17 protein-coding genes and 1 pseudogene are annotated in these 17,106 nt (G+C 42.2%); 11 read left to right on the plus strand and 7 right to left on the minus strand.

Annotated features, from left to right (window positions below; translation table 11 throughout):
- Positions 1-5: 5 nt before the first annotated feature.
- Positions 6-704 carry a molybdate ABC transporter substrate-binding protein gene (modA, locus tag G6W43_RS04395; protein WP_194169251.1) on the minus strand — a complete coding sequence of 233 codons (699 nt, stop codon included), beginning with the start codon at positions 702-704 and terminating at the stop codon, positions 6-8.
- 127 nt (positions 705-831) lie between these two features.
- Here modA and G6W43_RS04400 point away from each other — a divergent pair, with 127 nt between their 5' ends.
- The 11 genes and pseudogenes from G6W43_RS04400 to G6W43_RS10610 form a co-directional block, all read left to right on the plus strand.
- Positions 832-1,920: a nicotinate phosphoribosyltransferase gene (locus G6W43_RS04400; RefSeq protein WP_194169252.1), complete on the plus strand. Its 1,089-nt coding sequence runs from the start codon at positions 832-834 to the stop codon at positions 1,918-1,920.
- A gap of 8 nt (positions 1,921-1,928) precedes the next feature.
- Entirely contained in the window at positions 1,929-2,426 is a 498-nt protein-coding gene (locus tag G6W43_RS04405; RefSeq protein ID WP_194169253.1) for a hypothetical protein, read from the plus strand.
- Positions 2,427-2,481: 55 nt separating this feature from the next.
- Complete coding sequence (locus G6W43_RS04410) at positions 2,482-3,354, plus strand: menaquinone biosynthesis family protein (RefSeq protein ID WP_194169254.1); 873 nt, start codon at positions 2,482-2,484, stop codon at positions 3,352-3,354.
- Complete coding sequence (fliQ, locus tag G6W43_RS04415; protein WP_223154231.1) at positions 3,351-3,620, plus strand: flagellar biosynthesis protein FliQ; 270 nt, start codon at positions 3,351-3,353, stop codon at positions 3,618-3,620. Before G6W43_RS04410 ends, fliQ begins: the two co-directional genes overlap by 4 nt.
- Positions 3,617-4,414, plus strand: coding sequence for a UDP-N-acetylmuramate dehydrogenase (locus G6W43_RS04420; RefSeq protein ID WP_194169255.1), 798 nt, complete (start codon positions 3,617-3,619; stop codon positions 4,412-4,414). The genes fliQ and G6W43_RS04420 overlap by 4 nt, the downstream gene beginning before the upstream one ends.
- Positions 4,415-4,422: 8 nt before the next feature.
- A complete protein-coding gene (locus tag G6W43_RS04425) occupies positions 4,423-4,911 on the plus strand; it encodes a hypothetical protein (RefSeq protein ID WP_194169256.1) in 489 nt (162 codons plus the stop codon).
- Positions 4,912-4,973: 62 nt separating this feature from the next.
- Positions 4,974-6,071: a recombinase RecA gene (gene recA / locus G6W43_RS04430; RefSeq protein WP_002940852.1), complete on the plus strand. Its 1,098-nt coding sequence runs from the start codon at positions 4,974-4,976 to the stop codon at positions 6,069-6,071.
- Complete coding sequence (gene eno, locus G6W43_RS04435; protein WP_103611796.1) at positions 6,071-7,321, plus strand: phosphopyruvate hydratase; 1,251 nt, start codon at positions 6,071-6,073, stop codon at positions 7,319-7,321. The genes recA and eno overlap by 1 nt, the downstream gene beginning before the upstream one ends.
- 104 nt (positions 7,322-7,425) lie before the next feature.
- The gene (locus G6W43_RS10795; RefSeq protein ID WP_178140078.1) at positions 7,426-7,608 is read left to right on the plus strand and encodes a hypothetical protein; all 183 of its coding nucleotides are present in this window, start codon (positions 7,426-7,428) and stop codon (positions 7,606-7,608) included.
- A gap of 5 nt (positions 7,609-7,613) precedes the next feature.
- Complete coding sequence (locus G6W43_RS04445) at positions 7,614-8,504, plus strand: AMIN domain-containing protein (protein ID WP_194169257.1); 891 nt, start codon at positions 7,614-7,616, stop codon at positions 8,502-8,504.
- 76 nt (positions 8,505-8,580) lie between these two features.
- Positions 8,581-8,681: pseudogene (locus tag G6W43_RS10610) on the plus strand (tyrosine-type recombinase/integrase); the annotation flags it as partial.
- A 282-nt stretch (positions 8,682-8,963) separates the two neighbouring features.
- On the opposite strand, the gene G6W43_RS04450 reads toward G6W43_RS10610, so the two are convergent.
- The 6 genes from G6W43_RS04450 to G6W43_RS04475 form a co-directional block, all read right to left on the minus strand.
- A complete protein-coding gene (locus tag G6W43_RS04450; protein WP_194169258.1) occupies positions 8,964-11,954 on the minus strand; it encodes a molybdopterin dinucleotide binding domain-containing protein in 2,991 nt (996 codons plus the stop codon).
- 13 nt (positions 11,955-11,967) lie between these two features.
- Positions 11,968-12,705 carry a 4Fe-4S dicluster domain-containing protein gene (locus tag G6W43_RS04455; RefSeq protein WP_194169259.1) on the minus strand — a complete coding sequence of 246 codons (738 nt, stop codon included), beginning with the start codon at positions 12,703-12,705 and terminating at the stop codon, positions 11,968-11,970.
- A 185-nt stretch (positions 12,706-12,890) separates the two neighbouring features.
- A complete protein-coding gene (locus tag G6W43_RS04460; protein ID WP_148824903.1) occupies positions 12,891-14,021 on the minus strand; it encodes a glycerate kinase family protein in 1,131 nt (376 codons plus the stop codon).
- On the minus strand, positions 14,018-15,412 hold the full coding sequence (locus G6W43_RS04465) for a GntP family permease (protein ID WP_103617057.1): 1,395 nt from the start codon (positions 15,410-15,412) through the stop codon (positions 14,018-14,020). Before G6W43_RS04465 ends, G6W43_RS04460 begins: the two co-directional genes overlap by 4 nt.
- A gap of 164 nt (positions 15,413-15,576) precedes the next feature.
- Positions 15,577-16,539, minus strand: coding sequence for a phospholipase A (locus G6W43_RS04470; protein ID WP_194169260.1), 963 nt, complete (start codon positions 16,537-16,539; stop codon positions 15,577-15,579).
- On the minus strand, positions 16,532-17,095 hold the full coding sequence (locus G6W43_RS04475; protein ID WP_148824905.1) for a molybdenum cofactor guanylyltransferase: 564 nt from the start codon (positions 17,093-17,095) through the stop codon (positions 16,532-16,534). The genes G6W43_RS04470 and G6W43_RS04475 overlap by 8 nt, the downstream gene beginning before the upstream one ends.
- Positions 17,096-17,106 lie beyond the last annotated feature (11 nt).

Below are 17,106 nucleotides of genomic sequence, written 5' to 3' on the forward strand. Positions count from 1 at the left end.
TCGCCCTATCTTATGCCAAATTTAGCGTAAATCTCTTTTGATCTCTCGCTTTTTAGCTCGTCTATAAATTTCTCGCAATCAGCCTTTTTCTCGCATCCTTCAAGCTTTGCAGCCACGATGTTTGCAGGGGCATAAAGCGCCTTATCTATCAAGATAAAACTACCAAATTCATCCTTGTGCGCGTTTAGCTCAGTTTGGTTGATAAAGCCAGCATCAACTTCGCCGTTTAATATATAGGTAACGACCTGTGGCACGCCTGCAACTGCTAAAATTTTATCCTTTAGCTCGCCCTCTAAATTTGCTTTTTGCATAAACTCACTAGCTCTTTTGCCATAAACCGTCTTTGCCGCGTCTGGCATAGCGATTTTAGAAAGCGTTTTTAGCTCATCAACTTTTTCTATTTTTACGCCCTTTTTAGTAGCTAGCACCAAGGCGCCAGAACCTAAATTTACATATTCAGTGATCTTTAGATCAGACTTCTTTAAAAAGTCCTCATCGCCCACTATCACGTCAGTTTTGCCCTCTTTTGCCTGCGCCATGATCGCTTTGATGTTTGCAAAAGAGGTATCGATATTTACGCCGTCTTTTTTGAGATTTTGCGCGACTGCTTCGACTATCTTTTTATATCCACCGCCTGCACTTACTAGCAAATTTTCATTGCCAAATGCAAAAACTGCTGCCATTAAAAGTAAAAATTTTTTCATATTTTTTCCTTTAAAAATAAAATTTCACGATTTTATAAAATATACTCTTATATATTCTTAAAATATATTTTTACAATTTTACTCTTTTTCTAAAATGGTATAATCTCGCAAAAACAAAAGGACAGACATGAACGAACTTGAACTAAAGATGCAAGGCAAGATAGATAGGCTAACAGATAAGACTTTTAGGCTAGATCCAAGGATCGGCGTGGGCTACTTTACGGCGAAATATTTTCTAAAAGTAAATGAGATAATTAAGCAAAACCTGCCCGATCAGCACGTGACGATGCAGTTTTTCCAAAGGCGCGATGATATCGTGTTTTGCGGTATCGACGAGGTTTTAGCTATCATCAATAAATTTGCTAAAAACCCAAGCGAGCTTGAAATTTACGCACTTGATGATGGCGATATCATAAATGCAAACGAGCCAGTTTTAAAGATAAGCGGCAAGTATGAAAATTTCGGCTTTTTAGAAAACGTCATCGACGCGACGCTCACTAGAAGAAGCTGCGTGGCGACAAACTCCAGAGACGTGATAAAAGCGGCAAATGGCAAGGACGTCTTTAGCATGGCAGACAGACAAGATGACATCTGCACGCAGCCAGGCGACGGCTATGCCTCGTTTATCGGCGGTATAAAAAAGGTCGCCACAGACGCTCAGGGCGAGCTTACAGGGCTAAAAGGTGGTGGCACCATGCCTCACGCGCTCATTCAAATGTGTGGCGGAGACGTGGTAAAGGCTTGCCAAATTTATGCTAAAACCTTTGAAAACGAGCAGATCACAGCCTTAGTGGATTACAACAACGACGTGATAACAGACGCTTTAAAGGCTGCAAATGCCCTAAAAGAGAGGCTTGGCGCGGTTAGAGTGGATACTAGTAAAAATTTGATAGATAGATATTTTGAAGGCAAAGATACGAGTAAATTTGACCCCCATGGCGTTTGCAAGGAGCTTATATTTGCCCTAAGAGAGGCACTTGATGAAGCTGGCTTCAAGCACGTTAAAATAGTCGTTAGCTCAGGTTTTAATCCGCAAAAAATGAGCGAATTTGAGAAATTTAAAACCCCAGTTGATATTTATGGCGTGGGAAGCTATCTTGTTAAAAATGACATTTGTGGCTTTACAGGCGATCTAGTCGAGTTAAATGGCAAAAGTGAAGCTAAATTTGGCAGAAAAAATTTCGCTTCAGATAGGCTAAAGAGAGTGAAATTTTAAGAGAAAAGATGAAATTTATAAAAATTTTAACGATTCTAGCGCTTTTACTGACTGCTTGCACCGCTGCAAACTACGCTAACGCCTTTGAAAAAGTTGGCATCCTTGAGGACGGAGTTTATCGCTTTAGTCAAAATGGCATTGGAGTCAAAAAAGACCTGCTTGTAAAGGTGATCTCCGTGCAAAACGCGGACAACTCGCGCAAAAAGATCATCTCCATGCTAAATATCCCTAAAAAGTCTAAAATCACGGACTTTAAAACAAGCGACGCAGGCGTGATAGTCTGGCCATTTTATGAGTTTGAGGATAAATTTATAACAACGATCATCGTTGAGCGCGTAAAAAAAGAGCTTGATGATCAAAAGCTAATTAAAATGCTTGACCTTAAACACCCTTACTACTCGACCTTTTCTTCGCGCAACAAGGGCAAAAATGACGCCATAGACGTGAAATACGTGCTAAATTTCAAAGAGGCAAAGCTGGTAAAATCGTTTCAAAACCGCCCTTAAAACTTTATTTTAAATAAATTTCATTAAAATGGCGTAATCAAAAAAAGGATCATCTTTGCATAATCTAAAAACCATAAACGTCGCTCACTCGCCGGACGCTGACGATATTTTCATGTATGCCGCAGTCAAATTTGGCTGGGTTAGCAGTAAAAATTTAGCCTTTACATCAAAGGCGCTTGATATAGAAACGCTAAACGAAGAGGCGCTAAAAGGCACTTATGAAGCAACGGCGATCAGCTTTGCACTCTATCCAAAAATTTGCGATGAATTTGCACTTTTGCGCTGCGCGGTGAGCTTTGGCAATGGATATGGCCCAAAGCTTATCAAGCTAAAAGATAAGCAGTTAAAGCGAAATTTCAAGGTTGCTCTCTCTGGCAAAAACACGACAAACGCCCTACTCTTTCGCATAGCCTACCCAGAGGCAAGGATCGTTTATAAAAATTTCTTAGAGATCGAAAATGCCGTGCTTAGCGGAGAAGTCGATGCTGGCGTGCTCATACATGAAAGTATCTTAAATTTCTCAGACCAGCTCTGCGTAGAGCGTGAAATTTGGGACATCTGGAGCGAGCTAAACGGCGAAAATTTACCGCTTCCACTTGGTGGCATGGCGCTTAGACGAAGCCTACCGATAACCGACGCGATCGAGTGCGAGAGAGTGCTTAGCGAGGCCGTTAGGATCGCCACTTCGCACAAGCCATTTTTATCTCACATGCTAATGGAGCGAAATTTAATAAGAGTTGGCAAAGATGAACTAAAAGCTTATCTAAATTTATACGCAAATGACGAGTCAATAAGCATGAACGAAACGCAGCTAAAAGCGCTAAATAAGCTCTATCAAATAGGCTATGAAAAAGGCTTTTTTGAAAAGCCGATCGACGTAAATGACTACCTAATCCCAACTGAATACAACGAAGTAAGGTTTAGCTGATGCAAAGCACGCTTGTCTCACTTGGAGTTGAAACCTTTAAGATCGCCCTTTATATCAGCCTCCCGATGCTACTAAGCGGACTAATAGCAGGTCTTATCATCTCCATTTTTCAAGCGACCACGCAGATAAACGAAACCACGCTGAGCTTCGTGCCAAAAATTTTACTAGTCGTCGTTGTCATCATATTTTTGATGCCTTGGATGATCTCGATGATGGTTGAATTTACCACCCGTATGCTTGATTTTATACCGGAATTTATCCAGTGACGAGGCTTGTTGATTTTTCTAAATTTACCTCGGTTAGGATAGGCGGCGTGCATGAAATTTTCGAGGTTGATAGCCTTGAAGATCTAAACTCGCCTCACTTTTTAGGCGCTGTGATGATAGGCGGGGGCAACAACCTTCTTATCTCGCCAAATCCCCCAAAAATGGCGATGCTTGGCAAGAGCTTTGACTATATAAATTTAGAAATTTGTGATGAAAAAATTTACCTTGAGATAGGCGCTGCGACAAAGTCAGCTAAAATTTACAACTTCTGCAAACAAAACAATATAGCCAACCTTGAGTTTTTAAAAAATATCCCTGGCACGCTTGGCGGACTTATTAAGATGAACGCTGGACTGCTTAAATTTAGCATAAGCGACAACCTCACGCATGTGCGTCTGGCTCGTGGCTGGGTAAGCAAAGAGGAGATAAGCTTTAGCTACCGCCACAGCGGCATAGATGAGGCCATTTTGGGAGCTAAATTTAAGCTTCGTAGTGGCTTTGACGCGAGCATTTCTGATGCTATAAGCGCAAAAAGGGCAAATCAACCAAAAGGCGCTAGCTTTGGCAGTTGCTTTGTAAATCCCGAGGGGCAATTTGCAGGGGCACTGCTGGAGGCTGTTGGACTAAAGGGATACGCTATCGGCGGAGCGAAATTTAGCGAAGAGCACGCAAATTTTTTGATAAATTTTAACCACGCAAGCTTTGAGGACGCCACTAGCCTTATAAATTTGGCTAGAGCTAGAGTTTTAGAGAAATTTGGCGTAGAGCTTAAGACTGAAGTTTGCATTTTATAAGGATGATGATGAGTGAGTTTTTGAGCGAAGTTTTTACCCTTTCACTTTTGTTTATAGCTATCGGTCTTTATGCCATTTATAGGGCTAAAAAGGCGCAAAGCGAGCATGAGAAAAATGTGGCTAGTTATGATAAAAACTTGCTAAATTTTGCCAAAATTTTAGGCGTAAAAGATCATATCGATCTAGTTAAATTTGATGAAATTTTAGCTCAGGCCTTAAAAGAAAAACTAATTTTTAAATTTAATAAATCTACCTCACAAGAGGAATTTCTCTCTTTTATAAAAGATGAAAATTTCAAAACCAAACCCCAAATTTCGCAAAACAGTATCGATGAAGCTTTTTTAAACCTTTGCGCAAGCTCGCTTGTAAAGCCACTAAAGCTAGCGATACTAAAAAACGAAGATCAAATTTATGGATTTTTGTTTGAAAAAGATCGGCTTTTTGCTCTTATTGATAGCGCTGCGCTGCTTGGCGAAAATATTATAATTTGCGAGTAAATCAAGTAAAATTCATCTCTTTTTAGATAAAATCAAGCCAAATTTCAACTATAAGGTAAAAAATGGCAAAAGAAAAAGATAGTGACAAAAAGATAGCTATCCCAGAGAGCGAAGCGGACAAGAAAAAGGCGCTTGAGCTTGCGCTAAAGCAGATCGATAAAGCTTTTGGCAAAGGCACGCTTTTAAGACTTGGCGACAAAGAGGTTGAGGCGATCGAGTCGATACCGACTGGCTCGCTAGGGCTTGATCTGGCTCTTGGCATAGGCGGCGTCCCAAAAGGCAGGATCATCGAGATCTACGGACCAGAGAGCTCTGGTAAGACCACACTCACACTTCACATCATCGCTGAAGCGCAAAAAGCTGGCGGAATTTGTGCGTTTGTCGATGCAGAGCACGCACTAGACGTAAAATACGCTTCAAATTTAGGCGTAAATACCGACAACCTTTACGTCTCTCAGCCTGACTTTGGCGAGCAGGCACTTGAGATCGTTGAGACACTTGCAAGAAGCGGTGCGATCGATCTTATCGTAGTTGATAGTGTGGCTGCTCTTACTCCAAAGAGCGAGATAGACGGCGATATGGGCGATCAGCACGTTGGCCTGCAAGCAAGACTAATGAGCCAGGCGCTTAGAAAGCTAACTGGAATTTTAAGCAAGATGAAGACGACTGTTATCTTCATCAACCAAATTCGTATGAAGATCGGTATGATGGGATATGGCACGCCAGAGACCACAACTGGCGGTAATGCACTTAAATTTTACTCATCTGTAAGAATCGATGTCAGAAAGATAGCCACACTTAAACAAAATGACGAGCCTATCGGCAACCGCACAAAGGCAAAAGTCGTTAAAAACAAGGTCGCGCCTCCATTTAAAGTGGCTGAATTTGACATCATGTTTGGCGAGGGTGTGAGCAAAGAGGGCGAGATCATCGACTATGGCGTAAAGCTCGACATCATCGACAAATCAGGCGCGTGGTTTAGCTACAAGGCTGAAAAACTAGGTCAAGGCAGAGAAAACGCCAAAGCCTACCTAAAAGAGCACCCAGAAATTTCTGACGAGATAGTAGCGGCGATCAAAGGCTCAATGGGTATAGATCACCTAATAAGCAGCGGCGCAAAAGACGAAGACGACGACACAAACGAAGCAGGAGATGAATAATGGTATTTATTGAAGATGTAGAAGCTCACGAGGTTTTAGACAGCAGAGGCAACCCAACAGTTCGTGCGACAGTTAGACTAAGCGACGGCACCGAGGCAAGCGCGATCGTACCAAGTGGCGCAAGCACTGGTAAGCGCGAGGCGCTAGAGCTTCGTGACAAAGACGAGAGATATGCTGGCAAAGGCGTTTTAAAGGCTGTTTCAAACGTAAATGAAAAGATCGCAGAAGCAGTGATAGGACTTGATGCCTACAACCAAAAAGCAGTCGATGTGGAGATGCTTGAGCTTGATGGCACGCACAACTACTCAAATTTAGGCGCAAACGCAGTCCTTGGCGTATCTATGGCGGTAGCTCGCGCAGCTGCAAAGAGCCTAAATATCCCGCTATACCGCTACCTTGGCGGTGCAAACGCTAGCATCTTGCCAGTGCCGATGTTTAACATCATAAATGGCGGCGCACACGCAAATAACAGCGTTGATTTTCAAGAATTTATGATCATGCCATTTGGTTTTAGCACATTTAGCGAGGCACTAAGAGCTGCAACTGAAATTTACCACAAGCTAAAATCTATCCTAAACGCAGCTGGTCACAGCACTGCTGTCGGTGACGAGGGCGGTTTTGCTCCAAATTTAAAAGACAATGAAGAGCCACTAAAGCTGATCTCACAAGCTGTAAAAGAGGCTGGATATGAGCTAGGTAGCCAGATAAAGCTAGCCCTTGACGTCGCTTCAAGCGAGCTTTACAAAGACGGCAAATACGAGCTTGAAGGCAAGAAATTTAGCAGCGATGAGCTCATTAGCTACTATGAAAAACTTTGCGAAAAATATCCGATATTCTCTATCGAAGATGGCCTTAGCGAGGATGACTGGAGCGGCTGGGCTGAGCTTACAAAAAGGCTTGGCAGCAAGGTGCAGCTAGTTGGCGACGATCTATTTGTTACAAATGAGAAAATTTTACGCGAGGGCATCGAGAAAAACATCGCAAATGCGATCCTTATCAAGCCAAATCAAATAGGCTCAGTCACGCAAACTATGCAAACTGTCCGCCTTGCTCAAAGAAACGGCTACCGCTGCATAATGAGCCACAGAAGCGGCGAGAGCGAAGATGCGTTTATCGCTGACTTTGCGGTCGCACTAAACACTGGCGAGATAAAAACAGGTGCTACCTCAAGAAGCGAGCGCAACGCGAAATACAACCGCTTGCTCGAGATCGAGCTTGAGGCGGGTGAGTTTTTAGGGGATAATATTTGAGCGAAATTTTAGATGAATATGGCAAAGAAGATGGTATATTTCATAAAATAATAAAATTTGTTCGGCCGACATTACGCTACGTCATAGCCACCATTTGTGTGGCTATGTTTGCCTTTTATGTGGGCAACATGATGTTTGGTAAACGCTCACTTGATGTGATGCTAAGCCTTCAGAGCAAAAAAGAGAGGCTTAGCGAAGACGTGGAAATTTTAAAAAAGATGAATGCACGTCTGCAAAAAGACTATTTTGAACTACAAGGCCTTGAGCCAGACTCTAATAAAAAGTAGGAACGATGAAGAAAATTTGGTTAGTTTTATCTATCTTGACTGCGAGCTTATGCGCCAGAGAAAACCCATTTATGCCTATTAGCGAGCTAAACACAAGCGTTATGACGACAAACGTCGTAGAAAAATATGACAGCTTCAACTCGCTCTCGTTTAAATTTCCAAGCGATGCGATGCTTTTGCTTGATGTCACCATAAGATATAGAGCAAATGACGGCAGCATAAAAGAAAAAAGACTAACTGACATAAACAAAACTATCGACTGGAACGATGAATTTGCACTTATGAAGATGAAGACTCCAGAGCCAGTCGCAGCTAAAAAACTAGACGTCTCAGTCACGATGGCCGATATGCCAGCTCAAAAGGTTAGCACGCCAGTGATAATAGAAAAAAAGGTGAGCACGCCAGTAACAATGGAAAAAAATGAGACGCAAATTTCAAATAAAGATAGAAATAAAACCTCAGATGTGCCAACTCCAAACGTCGTAGTGATCGACCTTGGCGCAAAAAAGATAAAAGAGCCTGCTAAGCCTGAGCAAAAAGTAGTCGAAGTTAAGATCGAGCCAGCCTCAAAGCCTGTCCAAGAGACAAAAAGCAGCGAAAAAGAGGTTAAATTCTTAGGATTTGTGAGCTTTTTAGCGCATGAAAAAGAGCTAAATATCATCACAAAAGCTAAAAATTTAAAACACTTTGCTTATGAGAAAAACAAGATCGTACTTGACTTTGCAAAACCTCCAAGAAGCTTTAAAACTAGAAATTTAAAGCTTGAAAACGAGACTTTTAAAAACGTCATAATCGGCTGGCATGATAAGTATTTCAGAGTGGTTTTAGAGCTTGACAAGATGCATAAATATAAGCTTGAAACCGCTGAAAATGGATATATGCTTAAGCTTTTATAGTTTTTATATTTAAATTTAAGCCTGCTATTTTAAATTTCTCTTGGTCGTAACCAAAAAACTGACACTAGTAAAATAAGCTTTTAGGCATGCTAGCCTAAATACCTAGCGATTTACACACACTTTGATAGTGACAAGCTAAAACTCGCTGCAAAAGTGGCTGAGGATCTGGCAAACTAGGGCACTCAAAGATAGAGCAAACTAGCAATACTATTTAACCCATACAAATTTAAAAACGCTGTTTGAAATACCAGCTAGCACACTTCAGATGATATTAAATTTAAGCCATGCAAATTTAAAACATTAAATTTAACTATGAAACTCTCTATAAATATGTGAGAATTTTTAGCTTGCAAGCAGCCTAAAAGCTTGCCCTGCATATAAATACGCCACAAGAGCAAAACTGCATGAAAATGAAATTTGGCAAGCAAATTTCACTCTGCTCGCCAAATTTATATCAAACTAGCCTATCTTTCTTATCTTTGCAGGAAGTGCTTGTCTAGCGCAAGTACCAACCAACCAGTCATTTAGGCTAAATTCGCCATTTCTTTTTGGATCAAGAAGTCCGAGCTTGTTGTGATTGACCCCTTTTTCTAAATTTGCTATCCCAAAAGCTGGCTTTCCATCGACGATATGCGTTCTTATACCAAACTCGTCATGGCCAAATCCATGCTCTATGCTGATAACTCCGCTAGCAACGCCGTCAGTTACAAACGCCTCGCCAACTTGCGCGCCATAAGGCGTAGTCACTTTGACCTTATCGCCTGAGCGAATGCCCTGCTCGCTCGCCACATCTGGCGCCATCCTTATGAAGTTGCTAGGATGGACGGCTCTTAGTCTTGGGCTAACAAATGTGTAGAAGTGCTGGATATTTGACTTTCTTGAACTTACTGTGTATTTCCACTCAGAGCGTGGGAAAAATTTCTCAAGCGGCGTGCCGTCACTTGCTACTGGTAGCATCAGGCTTGGCACTCCTGGCATATATTCGCCTGTTACTGAGTGTCTGTGTCCGCCAAGTGGCTCATAGTAGATAGAAGCTGGCGTAGGCGCTGGCACTTTTACGGTTGCTTTATCGCCCTTGTACGCGCTCTCGTAGCTATCATATCTGCCGCCTTTTGCTAGCACGTGCGCTACTTTTGGCTTCTCTTCGTCTTTTAGATAAGGATCAAGCTTTGTCATCACTCTTGATATCTTACTAAGCTTTTTGTCCTCGTCGCTTATATCTTTCACCCCCTCGCCGTCAAAGGCTAAATTTGCTAGTGCAGCCGCATAGTACTGCTCTTTTACGTCAAGGTCCATGAAATTTCCATCTTTGTCTTTGAAGGCGTTTTTGCCAAAGCCTTTTAGTCCAAGCCTCTTTGCTACGGCTATATAAAACGCCTCAACGTCGATCACGCTGCCATTTTTATCCTTTGCCTGCTTTGAGCTGACGGCTGGATAGCGCACGACTGAAGTTTTAGCGATCGTTCCCCAAAGAGAGTTTGGAAGTGCCCAGTTTTCTAAATTTACCCCATCTGGCACGATGTAGTCAGCATAGGCGTTTGTCTCGTTCATAAAGGCGTCGATACCTACAAAAAGTGGTAAATTTTTACTATCTTTTAGTGCGTCTAAAACCGCTCTTTCAAGTCCTGCTTGGCCGTAAAGTACGTTTGTCATGTAGTTTATGAAAACTTTTACTTTGTATGGATAGCCAGCCTTGTGGCTTGTAAGCGTTTCATTTACAAGTGGCATAGAGATAGGATACCATGGCTGAGTTGATGGATAGCCGCTGCCGCCAGCTGCTACTTTGCGCTTATACTCAGAGCTTGTTTCGTAGTATTTGCCTGATCTTGATAAATTTAGACCATTTGGCTTATAAGCACCCTCAAAGCTCTCAAGGTCATATCTGCCCTTTAAAAACTCGTGTGTGCCGGCACTTGCATTGACGTTGCCGCCCTTAAAGCCGTAAGTGCCCATTAGAGTGTTTAGACAAAGTATCGCAAAAGTAGTCATACCAGCTTGCGTATGCATCATACCGCCATGCACGTTTGTGCTCACCTGTCTGCCGTTTTTGGTGAAATTTTCGCAAAGCCAGATGATATCCTCAACGCTTACGCCACAAATTTTTGAGTACTCCTCTAAGCTATGCTTATAGGCTGATTCTTTTAAAAGCTGCATTGAGCTTTTTACCTCGACTTTTTTGCCGTCTATTAAAATTTTACCTTTGTAGTAGAGCTTGGCTGGTTCATTTACCTTGTAGCTTTGTATCTTGCCATCTTGCGAGCAGACCTGCCACTCGTTATTGATAAGTGCAAATTTGCCGTAGTCTTTGTGACCTTTTTCGGTGATGACTAGATGCGTGGCGTTGCACCAGTGTATCTCGCCTGCTAGCTTTGCTTGGTCTAAATTTGGCTGGATAAGGTAGTTTGTAGCGTATTTTTCATTTTCTATGATCCAGCGTATCATAGCCATGGCTAGAGCTGAGTCGGTGCCTGGCTTTATCGCTATCCAGCGGCCTTTGTCTGAAGAGGCGTATTTTACAGCATTTGTAACGCTTGGGTCTACAACTGCATAGCTAAAGTCATCTCTAGTGCCTCTTGCGTAAGAGAGCATTTTTGCCTGTTTTTGAAAAGGGTTGCCACCATTTGACGGCGAAGTGCCCCAGTAGATAACAAATTTAGAGTTTTCATAGTCTGGTTTTGTGTGAGCAAAGCCCTTTGCATTGTGCGCGATCTTGCCGCCGACCCTAAAGCCGCCGCCGCAAATTCCGCCGTGTGAGTAGTGATTTATAGTGCCAAATGACTTTTTGACAAAGCGATCGACGATATCAGAGCGTCCGTCATATAGATAAAAGCTTAAAAATTGATTGCGCTTGGTGCCGTACTCTGGGTTTTCGCTGTCGATTAGCTCGTCGCTATATATCGCTCTTAGTCCGTCCACGTGCCCCTCACCAAAGAGATCTCCGCCCTCTACGACCTCTTCTACTAGCTGCTCAAAGCTTATGCTCTTCCACTTGCCCTCGCCTCTTTTGCCAACTCTTTTTAGTGGTGTTAGTATCCTTGCAGGTGAGTCTATCATCTCAGGTAATATCGCTCCTCTAGCGCAAACTGTGGCTCGCTTTTCATCTTCGCCGCTTAGTGTTGTGGCAAGCAAAGCGTCATTTATCGATGTGTCAAAATTTGCCCAGTGTACGTTTGAGAGTGGGTGGTATGGGTTTCCGCTACATCTTAAAACGCGGTCGTTTTTGTCATCTACGTGAAGTCTTATGCCACACTTCGTTGTACAGCCGTGGCACATAGAAAAGACTACGCTATGTCCGTCGTTAAGTGAAATTTTGCCGTCTTTTACGCTAAATTCAGGCTCTAGCGAGTTTGACTGCGGCTTGTAGTCGTCTTTTTCGCCATCTGCTAGCACAGCGCTCGCGGTTAGTGTTGAGAGTACAGCTGATCTTTTTAAAAATTCTCTTCTTTGCATTACTTATCTCCTTTTACTGTGCTATCTCTTCACTCCAGCTGATAACCTTTTTATATCCATTATCAAGCTCGAGTTTCTTATCGTTTTTAACCAAAATTTCGCTAACGCCATGATAGAACACCTGTGGATTTGTATTTTTAGGGCTATCTATGACCATAGTCTCGTGTGTGGCTAGAAATTTTCTGATATTTGAGTTAGGATCGTTAAGATCGCCTATTATACGGCTACCGCCCACACAGCTCTCTACACATGCTGGCTGAAGTCCCGCTCTTAGTCTGTGGTCGCAGAAGGTGCATTTATCGGCCTTGTAGGTATGCAAGCTAAGATATCTTGCGTGATATGGACAGGCCTCCACGCAAAGCGCACAGCCTATGCACTCTTTTGTGTCGATCTTTACGATGCCGTTGCTTCTTTGATAGCTTGCTCCTGTTGGACAAACGTCGATACAGGCTGGTTTGTTGCAGTGGTTGCAAAGTCTTGGAAGTGACGCAATGACCGCCATCTTACCGCTTTTATCTTTTGCCTCGTACTCAGAGACGATGGTCCTAAAAGCACCTGGCTGAACGTCGTTTTCCAACATACAGCTCATAGTACATGACTGACAGCCAACACATCTTGTTAGATCTATTGCCATGCCGTAGCGAACACCACTACCGCTAAAGTCCTTTGGTGTTGCCTTTAGCGCAGTCGTAGCGAAAAACAGTCCTGCAGCTGTGATGAAGCTGCGACGAGAGTTTAGGGTCTGTTGCATAAGAAATTCTCCTTTCTTTTTAGAAATTTTTCTTATTTTAACATAGTAAATTTTTTTATAAAGTTTATTTTATATTTTTGCAAAATGTATTAAATTTTGAGAATTTTTGTAGCACTTTGCGAGTAAAATTTGGAGTTAAATTTAGAGAGAAAAAGATAGAAATTTAGCTTCTATCTTTTTTAAATTTATGCTTTATGATTTAGCATATAAAGGCGTATGACTTGCTCGGCGGTCATCTTTAAATTTCTAATGGCATTATCTTTTCGCATAGCTTCTTCAAGGCTCATTGGCTCATTTAGTATGCAAAAATACGCATCTATGCCGTGTTTATGGCAGTCTTTGGCGCACCTTTGCACGCTTCCAGCAAGCGCGATGACTGGCTTATGATGCCTCTTAGCTAGCTTTGCCACGCCTGTTGGGGTCTTGCCCATAGTGCTTTGAAAGTCCATGCGGCCCTCGCCAGTGATTACTAGATCGGCCTTTTTTATCTCATCTTCAAGCGCTATTGTCTGCGTGATGATCTCGATACCAGGCCTAAGCTTTGCGCCCAAAAATGCTACAAAAGCAAAACCAAGTCCGCCAGCTGCTCCAGCGCCCTTTTGCGTGTGAAATTTAGTGCCATTTTTCTCTTTTACAAGCCCCGCAAAGTGCTTTAGTCCATCATCAAGCTGTTTTACCATACGACCATTTGCACCTTTTTGTGGAGCATAGACGTAGGCAGCACCCTTTTGACCGTAAAGTGGATTATCCACGTCACAGGCGATTAAAAATTCGCACTCTTTTAGCTCTTTTAGCGCCTCTTCATCTGAAAATTCATAAATTTGAGCTAGATCTTCGCCTTTACCCTCAAGCAAAGCGCCGTTTTTGTCATAAAATTTAAACCCAAGGGCGCTTAGCATACCTATGCCAGCATCATTTGTAGCACTTCCACCAATACCTATGATAAATTTCCTAGCACCCTTACTAATGGCATCTTTTATCATCTGGCCAAAGCCAAATGTGCTAGTTTTCATAGGATTTCTCTCATCAGGATTTATAAGAGTAAGACCAGAAGCACTAGACATCTCAAGTATAGCAAGATCATCTTTTAGAGCATATCTAGCTAAAATTTCAGTCCCAAGTGGATTTTTAACGATGGTGTCTATAAATTTAGCATCAAGTGCGTCAGCCATAGCCTCCACGCTGCCCTCACCGCCGTCAGCTACTGGCTTTACTACGACATCGCAAAAATCTTCAAGCGCCTCTTTTATAGCAAGGCCCGCTTCAAGCGAGCTTAGCGAGCCTTTTAATGAATCTATCGCAACCAAAATTCTCATAAAAGCACCAAAGATAGTATATAAACGCTGATCATACCAACAACGCCCATGATAAATGTCATCGCTGTTTGAGTGCGGTAGCCTTGATCTGCCGTCATCTTACTAAAGTTTGTAACGACCCAGAAATAGCTGTCGTTTGCGTGAGATACACACATCGCACCTGAAGCTATCGCCATGACACAAAGTGCGGCTGAAATTTCGCTCGTAAAGCCAAGCGTGTGCATGAGCGAGTTGTCAGCGCTAAATGCGCCCATGATAGAGGCTGTCGTGATGATAGCCACAGTCGAGCTTCCTTGAGCGGTTTTTAGCACGGCTGAGATGATGAATGGGAAGAAAATTCCTATCGCTTTTATAGTTGAGGCATTTTCTTTTATGAAATTTACAAATCCAGCCTCGGTGATGACGTTGCCCAAAACGCCGCCAGCTGCGGTGATAAAGAGTATAGGACCAGCGATCTTTAATGATTCGTTTGTTATATGGTCAAATTCTCTCATCTTTTTAGTTTCAGCTAGTAAAAATACGCAAAAGATCACGCCGATCGCAAGGGCGATGATAGGGTTACCTAAAAATAAAAATATCTTTGGCAAGAGCGCAGCTTTATCAAGCATGCCTTGTTTTGCCAAAACATCAACCACAGAGCCAACCGCCATGAAAATGATAGGCATGATGATAGGTGCGATGCTTAAAAATCCGCTAGGCAATTTGCCAAATTTATTTAAAAGCTCCTCGTAGCTCGCTGTTATCGTAGCGTCAGCCTCTTTATCGCTGATAGTTACGCTTTTAGCGATGCTTTTTGAAAAGAAATAAACAGCTATCAAAACAGGCACTGAAACTACTGTACCCATGATGATGACAAGAAGTAAATTTCCTCCAAGTCCAAGTGTGCCAGCAGCAGCTATCGGACCAGGAGTTGGTGGGATGAAGACGTGAGAAGCGTATAGACCGCCGCTAAGTGCTACTGACATAGCAACTGGGCTTGCTGAAATTTTCTTATAAAGTGCCTCGCGGATAGAGTTTAAGACGACAAAACCGCTATCGCAAAATACAGGAATGCCAACAACCCAGCCCATTATAAGCATGGCAAGCTCAGGGCGTCTTTGTCCGACTAGCTTTACAACCATGTCAGCTAGCTTTAGCGCAGCTCCTGTTTTTTCAAGCACTGTGCCGATGATCGTTCCAAAGATGATGACGATGCCGATGCTCTTAAATGTGCCACTAAAACCAACGCCTATCATCGCTGGGATCTTGGATAGATCGATACCTGCGACGATTGCTAGCACCAAAGATATACTCATAAGTGCCAAAAATGGATGCACCTTGAGCTTTGAGATCATAACGATCATAAGGATGATTGCTATAACAAAACAGACAATCAAAGCTATACCGCTCATGAAAACTCCTTTATTGTGAGATTTTGCTAGTGATTTTAGCAAAATTTGCTTATATTTTTTCTAATATTTTTAAGTTTTTCTATTAGTTAAATTTTTTCATTATTTATATAAATTTTAGATTATCTGCCCAAATTTAGCCACTTTATAAGATTAAATTTTTAAGGCTATTTTAAAATAACAAAGCCAAGACCAACCTTCTCTGTGTGCCTATCATAATCAATCAAGCTCTCGCCGTATCCTGTAAAATACTGCAAATAGCCATAAACGCCGCTTGAAAATATCGGAAACATATATGAAATTTCAGCTGCACCTTTATTTGTTTTATCAAAATGTAAGTTATTTCTTAGCATTAGGCTAAAGATGTGGTCGTTTAGGTTGTAGCTAAGCCTCACGTCGCCATGTCCGATGTACTTTAAAATGTCCTTATTATCGCCTTTGTCGCCAACGACTATCCAAGCTCTTGGTGAGACGCTAAAGTTGCCATAGACAAAGTCACTTTGCACGTAGGCTCTGTTCCAGCTTCTTGATTTGCTACCATCTCGTCCGTTTGACTCATGCAAAAGGCCAAATTTTAGATTTTGGATGCCGATTTTCTCTAGATATTTTGGTGAGGCGAAATTTAAGAAAATTTCTGGCTGATAGTTTGTCTCACGAAACGGAGCAGAGGTTTTTGTTATCTGCCACCAAGAGGTTTGCGTATATGCTGCCACAAGGCTCTCTCTAAGACCAAAAACATCGTAAAATAGCGGCTTTGCAAGGCTTATTTGAAACTTCGTCTCAACGCTCTTTCGCCCGTCATCTGGGACAGTTTTAGCGTAAGTTACTGGCAAAAGGTAGTTAAATTTATAAAGCTCGATGCCAAGTGCATTTTGTAAATTTTTATCGCTTTTATCTCTTAAAAGATCAGCCTGCTTTAGCTTCGCATCATTTGGTGCTGGCTCACTTGCTTGCGCGTTTTGCACCACTTCTTGCTCGCCCAAAGAGCTTTTGGCTAGCTCTTTATAAATTTGCATCGCACCCTTTATATCGCCACTTTGCTCAAGCTCCTGCGCCCTTTTAAAATCATCCGTCCTGCTTGCCATCAAAAATGTAAGGCTAAAGCTTAAAAGTAATGCAAATTTACTCATTTTTCATCTTTTCATTTGCTATTTTGTACTCTTCTGGGAAATTTACGTTAAAAAACTGCTCTTTGTCCTTAAAATTTACTATTTTGCACTTGCAGTTTTTTCGTAAAAGTCCGATTTTGTGCTCATTTTTTAGGTAAAGCTCGTGTGCAAGTGGGGCTAAGCTTGGGCTAAAAAAGCCACAAAGCGAGTGGATATGCTCATCATCGCCAGCTACGACCATGTCAAATTCATCTTTAAATTTAGCCAGCTCTTCTAAGCTTTTTAGATCAAAAAATGGCATATCAGCTGGGATGATAAAGACGCTATGATCAAAGCTTTTTAGCACGCAGTAGAGCGCTAACATCGGCGAATAATCCTCACTGCTCTCATCTTTTATGAGCTTTAGTGGTGGGTTAAATTTCTCAAATTTAGAGCTTACAAAAACCTCATCAAAGACTTTGCTAAATTTAGCAACCTGATAGTGCGTGAGCGTTTCAAATCCCCCAAATGGCAGCAAGGTCTTGTCCTGACCCATGCGCGAGCTCTTGCCACCTGCTAAAATGACGCAAGTTTGCATCTTTTATCCTT

This window comes from Campylobacter concisus, assembly GCF_015229965.1.
Lineage (GTDB): Bacteria > Campylobacterota > Campylobacteria > Campylobacterales > Campylobacteraceae > Campylobacter_A > Campylobacter_A concisus_BD.

What these genes read in the sequence shown, in the direction of transcription:
- modA (WP_194169251.1), bottom strand. Translation starts at nt 704, where the DNA reads ATGAAAAAATTTTTACTTTTAATGGCAGCAGTTTTTGCATTTGGCAAT.
- G6W43_RS04400 (WP_194169252.1), top strand. Translation starts at nt 832, where the DNA reads ATGAACGAACTTGAACTAAAGATGCAAGGCAAGATAGATAGGCTAACA.
- G6W43_RS04405 (WP_194169253.1), top strand. Translation starts at nt 1,929, where the DNA reads ATGAAATTTATAAAAATTTTAACGATTCTAGCGCTTTTACTGACTGCT.
- G6W43_RS04425 (WP_194169256.1), top strand. Translation starts at nt 4,423, where the DNA reads ATGAGTGAGTTTTTGAGCGAAGTTTTTACCCTTTCACTTTTGTTTATA.
- recA (WP_002940852.1), top strand. Translation starts at nt 4,974, where the DNA reads ATGGCAAAAGAAAAAGATAGTGACAAAAAGATAGCTATCCCAGAGAGC.
- eno (WP_103611796.1), top strand. Translation starts at nt 6,071, where the DNA reads ATGGTATTTATTGAAGATGTAGAAGCTCACGAGGTTTTAGACAGCAGA.
- G6W43_RS10795 (WP_178140078.1), top strand. Translation starts at nt 7,426, where the DNA reads ATGTTTGCCTTTTATGTGGGCAACATGATGTTTGGTAAACGCTCACTT.
- G6W43_RS04445 (WP_194169257.1), top strand. Translation starts at nt 7,614, where the DNA reads ATGAAGAAAATTTGGTTAGTTTTATCTATCTTGACTGCGAGCTTATGC.
- G6W43_RS04450 (WP_194169258.1), bottom strand. Translation starts at nt 11,954, where the DNA reads ATGCAAAGAAGAGAATTTTTAAAAAGATCAGCTGTACTCTCAACACTA.
- G6W43_RS04455 (WP_194169259.1), bottom strand. Translation starts at nt 12,705, where the DNA reads ATGCAACAGACCCTAAACTCTCGTCGCAGCTTCATCACAGCTGCAGGA.
- G6W43_RS04460 (WP_148824903.1), bottom strand. Translation starts at nt 14,021, where the DNA reads ATGAGAATTTTGGTTGCGATAGATTCATTAAAAGGCTCGCTAAGCTCG.
- G6W43_RS04465 (WP_103617057.1), bottom strand. Translation starts at nt 15,412, where the DNA reads ATGAGCGGTATAGCTTTGATTGTCTGTTTTGTTATAGCAATCATCCTT.
- G6W43_RS04470 (WP_194169260.1), bottom strand. Translation starts at nt 16,539, where the DNA reads ATGAGTAAATTTGCATTACTTTTAAGCTTTAGCCTTACATTTTTGATG.
- G6W43_RS04475 (WP_148824905.1), bottom strand. Translation starts at nt 17,095, where the DNA reads ATGCAAACTTGCGTCATTTTAGCAGGTGGCAAGAGCTCGCGCATGGGT.